The organism is Acinetobacter sp. ACNIH1, from assembly GCF_002934695.1.
In the GTDB taxonomy this organism is placed as follows: Bacteria; Pseudomonadota; Gammaproteobacteria; order Pseudomonadales; family Moraxellaceae; genus Acinetobacter; species Acinetobacter variabilis.
Genome location: NZ_CP026420.1, coordinates 449,061 through 463,545 on the forward strand (window position 1 = coordinate 449,061; position 14,485 = coordinate 463,545).

General features: G+C 45.6%; 13 protein-coding genes. 12 read left to right on the forward strand and 1 reads right to left on the reverse strand.

All coding sequences use genetic code 11. From position 1 onward, the window contains the following. Window positions 1-13: 13 nt before the first annotated feature. From nuoE to C3F22_RS02315, 12 genes are all read left to right on the forward strand, one after another. Window positions 14-523: an NADH-quinone oxidoreductase subunit NuoE gene (gene nuoE, locus C3F22_RS02260; RefSeq protein WP_004785086.1), complete on the forward strand. Its 510-nt coding sequence runs from the start codon at window positions 14-16 to the stop codon at window positions 521-523. Next, window positions 520-1,851, forward strand: coding sequence for an NADH-quinone oxidoreductase subunit NuoF (nuoF, locus tag C3F22_RS02265; protein WP_104425821.1), 1,332 nt, complete (start codon window positions 520-522; stop codon window positions 1,849-1,851). Before nuoE ends, nuoF begins: the two co-directional genes overlap by 4 nt. Before the next feature lie 11 nt (window positions 1,852-1,862). Continuing rightward, window positions 1,863-4,541, forward strand: coding sequence for an NADH-quinone oxidoreductase subunit NuoG (gene nuoG / locus C3F22_RS02270; protein ID WP_104425822.1), 2,679 nt, complete (start codon window positions 1,863-1,865; stop codon window positions 4,539-4,541). 3 nt (window positions 4,542-4,544) lie between these two features. Next, complete coding sequence (gene nuoH, locus C3F22_RS02275; protein WP_104425823.1) at window positions 4,545-5,555, forward strand: NADH-quinone oxidoreductase subunit NuoH; 1,011 nt, start codon at window positions 4,545-4,547, stop codon at window positions 5,553-5,555. Between the two features lie 18 nt (window positions 5,556-5,573). Next, window positions 5,574-6,116 (forward strand): NADH-quinone oxidoreductase subunit NuoI, encoded by a 543-nt coding sequence (gene nuoI, locus C3F22_RS02280; protein WP_004785079.1) that lies wholly within the window; start codon window positions 5,574-5,576, stop codon window positions 6,114-6,116. Beyond that, the gene (gene nuoJ / locus C3F22_RS02285; protein WP_171056685.1) at window positions 6,116-6,634 is read left to right on the forward strand and encodes an NADH-quinone oxidoreductase subunit J; all 519 of its coding nucleotides are present in this window, start codon (window positions 6,116-6,118) and stop codon (window positions 6,632-6,634) included. Before nuoI ends, nuoJ begins: the two co-directional genes overlap by 1 nt. Continuing rightward, window positions 6,634-6,942 carry an NADH-quinone oxidoreductase subunit NuoK gene (gene nuoK, locus C3F22_RS02290; protein WP_004280769.1) on the forward strand — a complete coding sequence of 103 codons (309 nt, stop codon included), beginning with the start codon at window positions 6,634-6,636 and terminating at the stop codon, window positions 6,940-6,942. The genes nuoJ and nuoK overlap by 1 nt, the downstream gene beginning before the upstream one ends. Further along, window positions 6,939-8,828, forward strand: a complete 1,890-nt coding sequence (gene nuoL, locus C3F22_RS02295; RefSeq protein ID WP_104425824.1) for an NADH-quinone oxidoreductase subunit L — start codon at window positions 6,939-6,941, stop codon at window positions 8,826-8,828. Before nuoK ends, nuoL begins: the two co-directional genes overlap by 4 nt. 1 nt (window position 8,829) lies before the next feature. Continuing rightward, a complete protein-coding gene (gene nuoM, locus C3F22_RS02300; protein WP_004785072.1) occupies window positions 8,830-10,443 on the forward strand; it encodes an NADH-quinone oxidoreductase subunit M in 1,614 nt (537 codons plus the stop codon). Between the two features lie 3 nt (window positions 10,444-10,446). After that, a complete protein-coding gene (nuoN, locus tag C3F22_RS02305) occupies window positions 10,447-11,991 on the forward strand; it encodes an NADH-quinone oxidoreductase subunit NuoN (RefSeq protein ID WP_104425825.1) in 1,545 nt (514 codons plus the stop codon). A gap of 123 nt (window positions 11,992-12,114) precedes the next feature. Beyond that, complete coding sequence (gene upp, locus C3F22_RS02310) at window positions 12,115-12,750, forward strand: uracil phosphoribosyltransferase (RefSeq protein ID WP_104425826.1); 636 nt, start codon at window positions 12,115-12,117, stop codon at window positions 12,748-12,750. A gap of 85 nt (window positions 12,751-12,835) precedes the next feature. After that, window positions 12,836-13,129, forward strand: coding sequence for a cold shock domain-containing protein (locus tag C3F22_RS02315; protein WP_104425827.1), 294 nt, complete (start codon window positions 12,836-12,838; stop codon window positions 13,127-13,129). A gap of 61 nt (window positions 13,130-13,190) precedes the next feature. On the opposite strand, the gene C3F22_RS02320 is transcribed toward C3F22_RS02315, so the two are convergent. Beyond that, window positions 13,191-14,342 (reverse strand): IS4-like element ISAbe18 family transposase, encoded by a 1,152-nt coding sequence (locus C3F22_RS02320; protein WP_004646736.1) that lies wholly within the window; start codon window positions 14,340-14,342, stop codon window positions 13,191-13,193. Window positions 14,343-14,485 lie beyond the last annotated feature (143 nt).

The following is a 14,485-nucleotide window of genomic DNA, read 5'->3' on the forward strand; positions in this document are numbered from 1 at the left end:
GGGTAAACGCATTATGATGATTTTGACTGATAAAAAGCCACGTGTGAATGTTGAAGGGATTTTAACTTCGGAAGAAATCCACGAAATTGAACATCACATTGGGCATTACCCGTACCCACGTGCAGCGTGTCTTGATGCGCTCAAATGTGTACAACGCCGTAATGGCTGGGTAGACGATGCTCAAATGAATGCCATCGCGCAAATGCTCAGCATGAGCCTTGCCGATTTGGAAGGGGTTGCAACGTTCTATAACCGTATTTACCGTCAGCCAGTGGGTCGTCACGTAATTTTACTGTGTGACTCAATTGCGTGTTTCTTGATGGGTGCGGAGACTTTAGCAGAAGCATTCCAGCGTGAATTGGGTATCCAGTTCGGCCAAACCACAGCGGATGGCCGTTTTACCTTGCTTCCAATTTGCTGCCTAGGTAACTGTGACAAAGGTCCAACCCTCATGATTGATGAAGACACTCACGGTCTCGTGGAAGTGACATCAATTAAACAGTTATTGGAGAAGTATGTATGAATACCGAACCAAAACCAATTTATGGCGACGGTAACCCGGAAACGCATCCACTGACTTGGCGTCTGAGCAAACAAGCAAATGTCCGTCACGTTGATGATTACGAAGCGCTTGAAGGCTATGCAGGCTTTAAAAAAGCCCTGTCTATGACACCGAAAGAAGTGCTGGAAGTTGTAAAAGCAGCAACCGTAAAAGGTCGTGGTGGTGCAGGCTTCCCGGCAGGGATCAAATGGTCGCTGATGGCGCCAAATGACAATTCAGGTCCACGTTACCTGATTTGTAATGCCGATGAGATGGAACCAGGTACCTTCAAAGACCGTCTGTTGATGGAAGATCTTCCTCACCAGCTGATCGAAGGTATGCTGATTGCAGCTTATACCCTTGAAGCAACTCAAGGTTATATCTTCATCCGTGGTGAATACATCGAAGCGGCGAAATACCTGAACGAAGCGCTTGAACAGGTTCGTGCCAAAGGTTATCTGGGTGACAACATCCTGGATTCTGGCTGGAGCTTCGAGTTACACGTGCATACCGGTGCGGGTCGTTATATCTGTGGTGAAGAAACTGCATTGATTAACTCGCTTGAAGGTCGCCGTGCAAACCCGCGTACCAAACCACCATTCCCGCAGGTTGCAGGTGCTTGGGGTCGTCCTACAATTGTGAACAACGTAGAGACCTACAACAACTTGCCAGCCATCATGTTGCGTGGCCCAGAATGGTACATCGGTCTGTCTGCAGGCAAATCGAAAGATCCTGGCACAAAAATTTATGGTGCTTCAGGTAGGGTGAAATTCCCGGGTCTATGGGAACTGCCATTCGGTACCACTGCACGTGAAGTGATTGAAGAACATGCTGGTGGTATGCGTGACGGCTTGAAGCTGAAAGCATGGTTACCCGGTGGTGCATCAACTGACTTCCTGGCTGCTGAGCATATCGATCTTCCGATGGATGCGGAAAGCATCATGAAAGCAGGTTCACGTCTGGGTACGTGTTTGCTCATGGTGGTTGATGAAACTCAATGTATGGTTTCAGCAACACGTAACCTAGAAGAATTCTTTGCGCGTGAATCATGTGGCTGGTGTACACCTTGCCGTGATGGCTTACCTTGGGCGGTGAAAGCGCTTAAAGCACTTGAAGATGGTACTGGCAAGAAAGAAGATATCGATCACTTACAAGAACTGACTCGTAAGCTTTGGATTGGTAAAACTTTCTGTGCTCACGCACCAGGTGCTATGGAACCGTTAATGGGCGCACTCAAACATTTCCGTGGCGAATTTGAAGCGAAAGTCGTAAATGCTGCCGCTCAAACCCGCAACGTAGAACAAGCTTAAGGAATTCGACTATGGCTACAATTCATGTCGATGGAAAATCGTATGAAGTCAACGGCTCGGAAAACTTGCTGCAAGCATGTTTGAGTCTTGGCATCGACATCCCATACTTTTGTTGGCATCCATCCTTAGGTTCTGTCGGTTCTTGCCGTCAATGTGCTGTGACTCAATACGCGAATCCAGAAGATACGCGTGGTCGTTTGGTCATGTCATGTATGACACCGGCTGCTGACAATACCTACATCTCGATTGAAGACAAAGAAGCGAAAGATTTCCGTGCTTCTGTTGTTGAATTCTTGATGACCAATCACCCGCACGACTGTCCAGTCTGTGAAGAAGGTGGTCACTGTCACCTGCAAGATATGACAGTAATGACTCAACACGACCGTCGTCGTTACCGTTTCACCAAACGTACGCACTACAACCAAGAACTTGGTTCGTTCATTGCGCACGAGATGAACCGTTGTATCGCATGTTACCGTTGTGTTCGTTATTACAAAGACTATGCGGGCGGTACAGATTTCGGCGTATATGCGAACGCTTCTCGCGTTTATTTCGGTCGTCCGGAATCAGGTACTTTGGAATCTGAATTCTCAGGTAACCTGACCGAAGTGTGTCCAACGGGTGTATTCACCGATAAGACTCACTCAGAACGCTATAACCGTAAATGGGACATGCAGTACGCACCAAGCGTATGTCATGGCTGTTCTTCAGGTTGTAACATCTCTCCAGGTGAGCGTTATGGCGAGCTTCGTCGCGTTGAAAACCGTTTCAACGGTGAAGTGAACCAATACTTCCTGTGCGATAAAGGCCGTTTCGGTACCGGTTATGTAAACCGTAAAGACCGTCCGCGTCAGCCACAGTTCCGTACTGGTACAAATGTAGAAACAGTTTCTGTTGATACTGCACTGGATACCGTAATTGCGAAAATCCAAGGCAAAAAAGTTCTGGGGATCGGCTCTCCACGTGCATCACTTGAAGCTAACTTCGCACTACGTGAATTAGTTGGTCAAGACAACTACTCAACCGGTATGGCTCAAAAAGAGCAAAATCTGGTTGAACTGGCTGCATCGATTATGCAAACCGAGGGTGTTTATAACCCGAACATGCGTGAAATCGAAAGCTATGATGCGGTACTGATTCTGGGTGAAGACCTGACTCAAACTGCGCCACGTATGGCTTTATCTGTTCGTCAAGCTGCGAAAAATAAAGGCAAGGAAATGGCTGCAGAGCGCCGTACCCAAGAATGGCTGGCTGAACCTGTACAACGTATTGCCCAAGATGCGAAATCTCCGATTTACATTCTGGCTGCAACACAAACACGTTTGTCTGACGTTGCGGAAGGTGAAGTGGTTGCTTCTCCAAACGATATCGCACGTTTAGGCTTCGCGATTGCTGCGGGCGTGAAAGGTGAAGTCATCACTGGTCTTGATGACGATGCGAAAGCATTTGCACAAACCATAGCAGATACGCTGAAAGCTGCGAAGAAGCCACTGATCATCTCTGGCACAAGTCTACAAGACGCAACTATCATGGAAGCTGCTGCACAAGTAGCACAAAACTTAGGTAATGCGGGCTTGACCTTGACTGTTCCTGAAGTGAACTCAATGGGGCTGGCAATCTTCGGTGGTCAAAGTCTTGAACAAGCATTTGCACAAGACTATGACACTGTCCTAATTGTAGAAAACGATCTATACCGTCGTTTACCAGTAGCTCAGGTTGATGCTGCGCTTGCAGGCAAACAGGTGATCGTATTGGATCACTCTGAAACTGCGACTGTGAAGAAAGCCAATATTGTATTGTCTGCTGCTTCATTTGCTGAAGGTGATGGTACTGTCGTTTCTCAAGAAGGCCGTGCACAACGTTTCTACCAAGTGTATGACCCTAACTACTACAACCCGGAACTGGCAATCAAAGAATCTTGGCGCTGGTTACACGCACTGGAAACAGGCGTACAAGGCAAAGCGATTTCTTGGACTGTGCTGGATGATGTGATCGAGTCAGTAGCAAGCAACGTTCCTGCACTTGAAGGTATTCTGGATGTAGCACCAGATGCAGGCTTTCGTGTCCATGGTCTGAAAGTGGCACGTGAACCACGTCGTTATTCAGGTCGTACTTCGATGCGTGCGCCATTGTCTGTACATGAGCCGAAACAGCCTACTGATAAAGACAGTGCATTAACATTCTCTATGGAAGGTTATGTCGGTGATGAGACTCCATCTTCACTGGTACCATTTGCTTGGGCTGCAGGCTGGAACTCACCACAAGCCTGGAACAAATACCAGGATGAAGTGGGCGGTCACTTAAAAGGCGGTGATTCAGGCGTTCGTTTATTCGACCGTTTACCAAAACGTCCAGCACGTAGCTTCGTTGCACCAGCACCTGTGCTTGTAAATGCTGAAAGCTTCCGTCTGGTACCAATGCATCACATCTTTGCATCTGGCGAGTTCACCATTAAAACTCCGGCAATGGAATCACGTATTCCTGACGCAGTATTTGCAGTGGGCGAACAGGATGCTACACGCTTGAACCTGCAAGACGGTCAGAAGATCACTGTGAAAGCAGGCGAGGCTTCAATCGTTCTTCCTGTACAAGTGATTGAATACTTACCAACAGGTTATATTGGCTACCCAATTGGTCTTGCACCAACGGTATCTCTTGCAGAGCCTGTTTCAGTCGCGGTAGGAGCGTAATTCATGGAACAAGAATTAATCCGTCAAACGCCGCTGTGGGCTGAAAACTGGCCAATCGCCTATTCAGTACTTCAAGCGATCGTGATCTTACTGGTTGTAGTACTGATCGCTGCGTTGATGTCTTTTATTGAACGTCGTTTACTCGGCTTATGGCAAGACCGTTACGGTCCGAACCGTGTCGGTCCGGGCGGTATGTTCCAGATTGTTGCCGACATGCTGAAAATCATGTTCAAGGAAGACTGGACACCAAAATTTGCTGATAAATTGACTTTCCGTATGGCTCCAGCAGTTGCGATGGCAACTGCGGTGCTGTCATTCATGGTTATTCCTGTATCACCTTATCTAGGTGTTGCAGACATGAGTATCGGTTTGTTGTTCTTCATGGCAATGGCAGGTATTGCGGTATATGCAGTACTGTTTGGTGGTTGGTCTTCTAACAACAAATACGCATTGCTTGGTGGTCTACGTTCAGCAGCACAAACTATTTCTTATGAAGTGTTCCTGGGTATTTCCCTGATGGGTGTAGTGGCAATTGCCGGTTCATTCAACATGCGTGAAATCGTAGAAGCACAGAAAGATGTATGGTTTATCATTCCTCAGTTCTTAGGCTTCCTGATCTTCGTGGTTGCAGGTGTTGCGGTAACTCACCGTCACCCATTTGACCAACCAGAAGCGGAACAGGAACTGGCGGAAGGTTACCACGTAGAATATGGCGGTATGAAATGGGGTATGTTCTTCGTTGCGGAATACGTGAACGTAGTACTGATCTCTGCATTGATCGTAACCCTGTTCTTCGGTGGCTGGTTAGCACCATTTGGTTTTGATTTCCTTCCACCAGCATTCTGGTTCATTATTAAAACAGCATTCTTCGTAATGATGTTTGTATTGGCGCGTGGTTCTTTAATGCGTCCACGTTATGACCAAGTGATGAACTTTGGTTGGAAAATTTGCTTGCCATTGGCGTTGGTTAACCTTTTGGTGACTGGTGCTGTGATTCTGTTGAATCAGGCCTAAGACAGCAGGGAGAACAAAATGTTTAAATTTCTAGCTGGATTCGGGTCAATCGTTCGTACGTTGTTTATGGTATTTACCCATGCAACGCGCAAACGTGACACCATTTTATATCCGGAAGTGCCAGCCGAAGAAATCGTGCCACCACGTTTCCGTGGTCGTATCGTATTAACGCGTGACCCAGATGGCGAAGAGCGTTGTGTGGCATGTAACCTGTGTGCGGTTGCATGTCCGGTAGGCTGTATTTCACTCCAAAAAGCAGAACGTGAAGATGGTCGTTGGTATCCGGAATTTTTCCGTATCAACTTCTCTCGTTGTATTTTCTGCGGCATGTGTGAAGAAGCATGTCCTACGACTGCGATTCAAATGACACCAGATTTCGAATTAGGCGAATATGTTCGTCAAGACCTAGTCTACGAAAAAGAACACTTGCTGATTTCTGGTCCTGGTAAATATCCTGACTATAACTTCTACCGTGTAACCGGTATGGCAGTTGCTGGTAAGGACAAAGGTCAGGCACAGCGTGAAAGTGCACCTGTTGATGTACGGAGTCTATTACCATGATGTGGCCATTTTATTTAATGGCCCTTGTGGCCATCGTCTCTACGGTTCGTGTGGTAACTAACACGAATCCGGTACATGCTTTATTAAGCCTGATCGTTTCACTCCTTGCTGTAGCAGGACTGTTCCTGATCGTGGGTGCACCCTTTGCGGGTGCGCTTGAAGTCATCGTTTATGCTGGTGCGATCATGGTGTTATTCGTGTTCGTGGTAATGATGCTGAACCTGGGCGAACAGACTGTTGCTCAGGAACGCAAATGGTTGACTTCATCGGCTTGGGCTTATCCGGCATTGATGAGCTTCCTGATTGGTCTGATCCTGGTTTGGGTACTTAAATCAGATTACGTGCAGCCTTCAATGGTAATGGGCACTGAAATGGTCGGTCCTAAAGCGGTAGGTCAATCACTCTTTACGCAATACTTATTGTTGGTAGAAGTTGCCGCGATGTTATTGCTTGCATCACTTGTTGCAGCATTCCATTTGGGTAAACGTGAACCAGGTGCAGAAGAGGAACAACAATAATGGGCAACATTCCTTTAGAGCATGGTTTGATCGTTGCATCCATTCTTTTTGCACTGGGTTTTTACGGTGTAATGGTGCGACGCAACCTGCTATTCATTTTAATGAGCCTTGAAATCATGATGAATGCCGCTGCTTTGGCATTCGTCCTGGCGGGCAGTGCATGGGCACAGCCTGATGGTCAAATCATGTTTATTCTGATTCTGACCCTTGCTGCGGCAGAGGCATGTATCGGTCTTGCGATCGTCCTTCAGTTCTATCATCGCTTCCATCATCTGGATGTGGATGCTGCTAGTGAGATGCGCGGATGAGTTATTTATATCTAACAATTTTATTCCCGCTCATTGGCTTCGTCCTTTTAGCGGCAGGGCGTCATAAGCTTCCTGAAACAGTTGCAGCCATTATTGGTGTAGGGGCTGTGGGGTTATCGGCATTGTTCGCACTCATTGCGGGTATGGACTTTGTCAACACTGGTTCTACCGCAGTAGTACAACCTCTTTGGACCTGGTTCAATGTCGATGGTTTTGCACCGGGCATTAGCCTGCACCTGGACGGTTTGTCTCTGTTAATGCTGGGCATGGTGACAGGCGTTGGTTTCCTGATCCATATCTTTGCATCATGGTACATGCGTGGTGAACAAGACTTCGCACGTTTCTTCTCTTACTTCAACCTGTTCGTTGCAAGCATGTTATTGCTGGTACTGGGTGACAACCTGGCGTTGTTATTCCTGGGTTGGGAAGGTGTAGGTCTGTGTTCTTACCTGCTGATTGGTTATTACTACCAAAACCCTGCAAACGGTGTGGCAGCGATCAAGGCATTTACCGTTACCCGTATTGGTGACGTATTCCTGTTGATCGCCATGTTCTTGCTGTTCCAGCAATTCGGTACATTGAATACTCAGTACATCGTAGAAAATGCTGCGACTGTGATGACTCAAAGCTCATCATTGACCATCTGGACTGCACTAATGTTGTTCCTAGGTGCTGCTGGTAAATCTGCGCAGATCCCGTTACAAACATGGTTGGCAGATGCGATGGCAGGTCCGACTCCTGTTTCTGCATTGATCCACGCTGCGACAATGGTAACAGCAGGTGTTTACCTGTGCTGTCGTCTATTCACAGTATTTGAGCTTGCGCCTGAAGTGATGATGTTCATCTCGATTACTGGTGCGGTGACATTACTGGTAGCTGGTTTTGCTGCATTGGTACAAACAGACATCAAACGTATTTTGGCTTACTCAACGATGAGTCAGTTGGGCTACATGTTTATGGCTGTAGGTGCTGAAGCATACCAGGCGGGTCTGTTCCACATGCTAACTCACGCATTCTTCAAGGCATTATTATTCTTGTCTTCTGGTGCCGTGATTCTGGCTTACCACCACGAACAAAACATCTTCAAGATGGGCGGTCTGTTCTACAAGAACAAGTTCCTGTTTGCATGTTTCGCCATTGGTGGCGGTGCATTGGCTGCAATTCCATTCATCACTGTGGGCTTCTTCTCAAAAGATGCAATCCTGGGTGCGGTATGGGTACAAGGTCAATCAATCGCAGTTTACAGCACACTTTACTGGGTGGGTGTAATCGGTGCGTTCCTGACTTCGATCTATACATTCCGTCTAATCTGGGTTGTATTCTTCGGTAAAGAAAACACACCTTACCACGCAATCAAGGGTGTAACTTACTGGGGTCCATTGGCAATTCTTGCAGTACTTTCAACTTTCGTGGGTGCGGCATTAAAAGCGCCTGTGGAAAGCATTTTGAATGCGGCTAAACTTCCTGCATTTGAAATTCCGGAAGCACTTGAACATGGCATGCATACTGCAGAGTACACAGCAGTAGGTATTGCACTGGTAGGTCTTGCAATTGGCGTAGTGCTGTTTGCTTTTGCTTACAATGCTGTGAAATCTTTTGCGAAAACTTCTCTGGGTGCGGGTCTTGCCAACATCTGCCGTAATGCACTTGGTTTCGACAAGCTGTATGACATCGTTTTTGTGAAGCCTTATTTGTTCTTCGCGAAACTGTTCGGCCGTGATCCAATTGATGGCTTCTGGCTAGTGCTACCTGCACTGGTTAAAGGTGGTCATAGCTTTACCAGTTCACGTCAAACAGGTTCACTGCGTGAATATGCATCTAGTATGGGGCTCGGTGTCGTTGTCCTACTGATGATCTTGCTCGTGATTCAGGTAGTGGGGAAATAAAATGGAAGCTCCAAACAATATTATTTTGCCGGCTCTGATCCTCATTCCGTTCATTGCAGGTTTTATTTGCTGGTTGGTCGATAAACTCGACCAACACCTTCCGCGTTATATCGCGCTGATTGGTATGTTAGTGACGCTGGTCTTGACCATCGTCCTTTGGCAGTCGGGTACTTATAACTATGAACTTGGCGGTGCGGCTCCTACGTGGGCAGCCGAGTTCAAATTGCCTTGGATTCAAACCCTGGGCATTAACATTCACCTTGCGGTGGATGGTTTGTCTTTACTGATGGTTGGCTTGACTGCACTCCTTGGTGTGCTGGCAGTAGGCTGTTCATGGGGTGAGATTCAGAAAAACGTTGGTTTCTTCCACCTGAACCTTTTATGGTCTCTGGGTGGTGTAATCGGTGTATTCCTGGCAATTGACCTGTTCCTGTTCTTCTTCTTCTGGGAGATGATGCTGGTGCCGATCTACTTCCTGATCGCACTTTGGGGTCATAAAGGGGCAGAAGGCAAGTCCCGTGTATACGCTGCAACCAAGTTCTTCATCTACACACAGGTGGCTGGTTTAGTCATGCTGATTGGTATCCTCGGTCTGGTGACTGTAGGCTACACCATGACTGGTCAAATCCGTTTCGACTATAACTACCTGATGGGTGTAGCGAACATGCTGGATACACAAGCGCCAGCAGTTGCTTATGCATTCATGATCTGCCTATTCATCGGTTTTGCAGTAAAACTTCCAGTTTTCCCATTACACGGCTGGTTACCAGATGCGCATGCGCAAGCACCAACAGCGGGTTCTGTTGACCTTGCAGGTATCTTGATTAAGACAGCTGCTTACGGTCTGATCCGTTTCGTGATTCCATTCTTCCCGGCGGCTTCTGCACAGTTTGCAGACATCGCGATCATTTTCGGTTTAATCGGTATCTTCTACGGTGCTTGGTGTGCTTTCCAGCAAACCGATATGAAACGTTTATTGGCGTATACGTCTATTTCACACATGGGCTTCGTTTTACTTGCAATTTATGCAGGTAACATCCTGACCTTCCAAGGTCTGATGATCATGATGCTGGCTCACGGTCTGTCATCTGCGGCGCTGTTCATTATGTGTGGTCAGGTGTACGAACGTGTTCATACACGTGATATGCGTTTGATGGGTGGTATTCGTGGTCAGTTCCCATACCTTGCATTCTTCCTGATGTTCTTCATCGCGGCGCTTGTCGGTATTCCAGGTCTAGGTAACTTCATTGGTGAGTTCCTGATCCTGATGGGTTCATTCGGTAAATTCCCTGCATTCACAATCCTCGCTGCAATCAGCTTGGTATTTGCGGGTCTGTACGGTTTGATTCTGATCCATAAAGCGTTGTTTGGTGTTCCAAACGAAGAGCAAAAACAGCACTACACAAATCCGTTAAAAGATTTAAATGCACGTGAAGTGGTAATTTTGCTGATCTGTGCATTTGGTCTAGCATGGCTTGGTCTATACCCACAAAGCTTCCTTGACGTTTCTAACTCAAGCATGGCGTGGTTAGCGAATAGCTACATTCCTGTGTCTGAAGCAGCTGATGCTGTGCAGCAAGCTGCCGTTTCAGCTGAAAATGTGGAGATCCAATAAGCCATGAACTTCACAATGTCTTTTTCTGAGCTTATGCCTCTAGCACCTGTGATGATCGTGTCATTGACTGCGATCGTCGTGATGTTGCTTACTGCAATTAAGCGTAACCATAACTTAGTTGCGACTACGACAGTCATTGGTTTAAACCTGGCGGCGTTGTACATTCTGTTCGTTCTGTTAGCGGGTCAATTTGCACCTGCTAATGTAATGAACCTGTTCCTCGTAGATCCGTTTACGATGCTGTACCAGTTTGTGATTATTGTGGCTGCACTGGCGTGTAGTACTTTGTCACATGCTTATATTGAAACCTATAAAGATAACCGTGAAGAACTGTATATCCTGATGCTGACCTCCGTTGCCGGTGCGATGCTGATGGTGGCAAGTTCTCACTATGCATCTTTCTTCATTAGCCTTGAGCTCATGTCGATCCCTGTATACGGCTTATTGGCGTATACACATCAACGTTCTCACTCACTTGAGGCAGGTGTGAAATATCTGGTGCTTTCAGCAACTGCATCTGCAATGTTGTTGATGGGTATGGCATATGTTTACGCATATACAGGTTCTCTAAGCTTTGTCGCTGAACCAGGCAAACTGTTGACTGCATTTAGTCAACCTGCTGTGGTAATCGGTCTGGCACTGATTGTATTCGCTGTTGGCTTTAAACTGTCACTGGCTCCATTCCACAAATGGACACCAGACGTATATGCAGGTGCTCCAGCGCCAGTTGCAACTTTCCTTGCAACTGTGTCTAAAGTGGCAATGCTGGGTCTGTTTGTACGTTATGTATTGTCTTCTGGCTTAATCCTGTCAGATAGTTTCGTCACTATCATCAGCGTTATTGCAGTACTTTCCATCATTGTAGGTAACTTGCTTGCAGTGAAACAGGTGAACCTGAAACGTATCTTGGCATACTCTTCAATTGCTCACTTCGGTTATGTACTGGTTGCAATCGTATCTGCACGTAATACTGACTTTTTACAGGTTCAAGGTTTCGCGACTTTTGAAAGTGTAAACGTCTATATTATCACTTATGTATTGACTACGATTGGTGCTTTCGGTGTGGTAACGCTGATGTCTAGTCCGTATAACAATACAGATGAAGCAGGTAGCTTGGCTGAGTACCGCGGTCTGTTCTGGCGCCGTCCAGTATTGACTGCTGTATTAACTGTGATGATGCTATCTCTAGCAGGTATTCCATTAACAGCGGGCTTCATCGGTAAGTTCCTGGTAGTGAAAACTGCGGTAGCTGGCGAGTCTTGGTTCCTTGCCGCGATGGTTATCCTGGGTTCAGGTATCGGTCTGTACTACTACCTGCGTGTGATGGTTGTCATGTATATGACTCCACCAGAAACACCACGTCTTGACGCTGTAAATCACTGGGGTCAAAAAGTCGGCGGTATCATGGTATTGCTCGTTGCATTACTAGTACTGGTGATCGGTGTTTATCCGGATCCAATCATTGCACTGTCTCGCTATGCATTCTTCGCAATGTCGCCTGAATTACAACAGTTTATTTTCACTTTGGTTCAAAGTGGTTTTAACTAATTCAGCGCAAGTTTGAAGTTATTACAAAAAAGCCTCCACGATCGGGGGCTTTTTTAGTTAAACAAATCCGGAAAAGTCTTTATAATAGCGGAAATTTATTTTTAACCTTCTAGGTGTTCTCCCGTGGCAATCCATGAAATCCGTCATCCTTTAATTCGACATAAACTCGGTTTACTGCGTCGTGCTGACATTAGTACCAAGAACTTCCGTGAGCTTGCTCAGGAAGTGACTATGCTTTTGACTTATGAAGCGACCAAGGATCTTCCTGTCGTTGAACATGAGATTGATGGCTGGAACGGACCGGTGACTGTAGACCGTATTGCAGGTAAGAAAATTACTGTTGTGCCAATTCTACGTGCAGGTATTGGTATGCTGGACGGTTTCCTGAATCTGATTCCAAGTGCCAAAGTTTCTGTACTGGGCCTGGAACGTGATGAAGAAACCCTACAGGCACGTACTTACTATAAAAAACTGGTTCCAGACGTACAAAACCGTCTTGCGATGATCATTGATCCAATGCTGGCGACAGGTTCTTCTCTGGTAGCTGCGATTGATGTATTGAAAGCCAGTGGCTGTAAAGATATTCGTGTGATGGTATTGGTCGCTGCACCTGAAGGCATTAAACGTGTTGAAGAAGCTCATCCAGATGTGGTGATTTTCACTGCGGCGATTGATCATGGCTTGAATGAAAATAGTTACATCGTTCCGGGTCTGGGCGATGCGGGTGACAAGATTTTTGGTTCAGTTCAAAAAGATTAATATTTTTGAAAATGAACAGAAAAGGGGCTTTTACAGCCTCTTTTTTATATACTGAATACTGACAGATACAGAGTAGGGGACGTTTATGACTTCCGAACAATACCAAGGAAAAGTAAAACAGTACAATCCAGAAAAAGGATTTGGTTTTATTTCTTCACCTGAGGGTCAGGTATTTTTTCATATCTCGGATTTCCCCACCGATTCAGGTGAGCCGAAGCGCAATGATCGAGTAAAATTCAATGTAATTCAAAATGGTGATCGCTATAAAGCTATTAAAATTGAACGTGTAGAAGATAGATCGAAGAAAGCCAAAAAAGCCAAAGCGGTAGCAGTCAATACTTCGATTACATCAGCACTATTGTCGAATTTAAAGCGTTAATTTTTGTTTGGAAAATACATTCAAAAGGAGGGTTTAAAGCCCATTGCTGTCCCACAATTTTTCACAAGAGGAAGCTCATTTGAGCTTCCTCTTGTTTTATGGGTATTTTATCGGGTGAAAATAAAGCTTTTAAAGTTCTTCTTTCAAACAAATTCACTTGAATTATTCTGAGTAAACGTTGAACTGTCCAACCTGTTTTTCCTAAATGTTGAGCGAAACTCACCAATAAATAGGCGATCATCGCAATCCAGATTTGTGTCTGAATTGCGTTCCTGCTGCGGCCTAGAAACGCTTTTAATTTGAGATTCTGCTTAATCGCCTTAAAGAATAGCTCAACTTTCCAACGATCTTTATAAATCGCCGCAATGGTGGAGGCGGCTAAATGAAAGTTATTGCTGAGAAAGCTAAAGTGCTTGCCACTTTGCTGATCTCTATATTCAATTCTTCTTAACACTGGGGCTTTTCTTTTTAGGGCATGTGCGCTATTCAGCTGAATGGTTTCATCTTTTAGAATACCTTTGGATTCAAGCACTGGATGTTGCTGGATCACCTGATACACAGATTTAGGCCTAAAACGTGTGACAAATCCAATGTTTTGAGCAGTCAGATTTGCATACCATTGGTAATCGACATAGCCTTTATCAAAAACTACAATGCTGCCAGCAGGAAACTGGAATTTGCGGCCTTGTACCATGTCATTTTCTTTGCCATTTTCAACTGCAACAAACTCAGGAATATCATTGCTGTGATTCAATCCTATACTGAGTTTCATGCTGGCTTTTGAGTCGTGAACTTTGGCCCATTCACATAAGGAAAGCGACAGGTCAATATGACTGGCATCCAAGGAATACAAGGGATTCTTAAAGCGAAATTTATGAGCTACTTTTGAGTGTTCATAGTATTTAAGCAACTTGTAAAATAGCTGTTGATACAAGGCAGCAGGCTGCTGCTCATTGATTCGTGCCAGCGTGCTTCGGGGAATAGACTTTGCTCCGAGATGACTTAGCTTTTCCTGTTGGCACTCCAAATTGGATTGAATATCTCTCAGACTTTGCCTACAAGAGAATTGAGACATCAATATGGCAATAAACTGATCCCACCGGGAAGCCGCTCTAAATTTCTGTCCAACATGGTGTACTTTAGCAAGTTGTTCAAAATCCTGTCGCACAACAGGTTTAATTAGCTCATGAAATACGGTATTCTGATGTGACAAAACCTGAATCCTGGTCGTTAAAGTGTTTGTTTGCACTCATATTTTAACTGTTAGGACTCAGGTTTTTTTATTTAAAGCAAACTATGGGACAGCAGTGGTTTAAAGCCTCCTTTTTATTCGAATTATAAATTTATGTAAGTTGT

Coding starts and splice junctions, on each gene's coding strand:
- nuoE (WP_004785086.1), top strand. CDS start 14: ATGATGATTTTGACTGATAAAAAGCCACGTGTGAATGTTGAAGGGATT.
- nuoF (WP_104425821.1), top strand. CDS start 520: ATGAATACCGAACCAAAACCAATTTATGGCGACGGTAACCCGGAAACG.
- nuoG (WP_104425822.1), top strand. CDS start 1,863: ATGGCTACAATTCATGTCGATGGAAAATCGTATGAAGTCAACGGCTCG.
- nuoH (WP_104425823.1), top strand. CDS start 4,545: ATGGAACAAGAATTAATCCGTCAAACGCCGCTGTGGGCTGAAAACTGG.
- nuoI (WP_004785079.1), top strand. CDS start 5,574: ATGTTTAAATTTCTAGCTGGATTCGGGTCAATCGTTCGTACGTTGTTT.
- nuoJ (WP_171056685.1), top strand. CDS start 6,116: ATGTGGCCATTTTATTTAATGGCCCTTGTGGCCATCGTCTCTACGGTT.
- nuoK (WP_004280769.1), top strand. CDS start 6,634: ATGGGCAACATTCCTTTAGAGCATGGTTTGATCGTTGCATCCATTCTT.
- nuoL (WP_104425824.1), top strand. CDS start 6,939: ATGAGTTATTTATATCTAACAATTTTATTCCCGCTCATTGGCTTCGTC.
- nuoM (WP_004785072.1), top strand. CDS start 8,830: ATGGAAGCTCCAAACAATATTATTTTGCCGGCTCTGATCCTCATTCCG.
- nuoN (WP_104425825.1), top strand. CDS start 10,447: ATGAACTTCACAATGTCTTTTTCTGAGCTTATGCCTCTAGCACCTGTG.
- C3F22_RS02315 (WP_104425827.1), top strand. CDS start 12,836: ATGACTTCCGAACAATACCAAGGAAAAGTAAAACAGTACAATCCAGAA.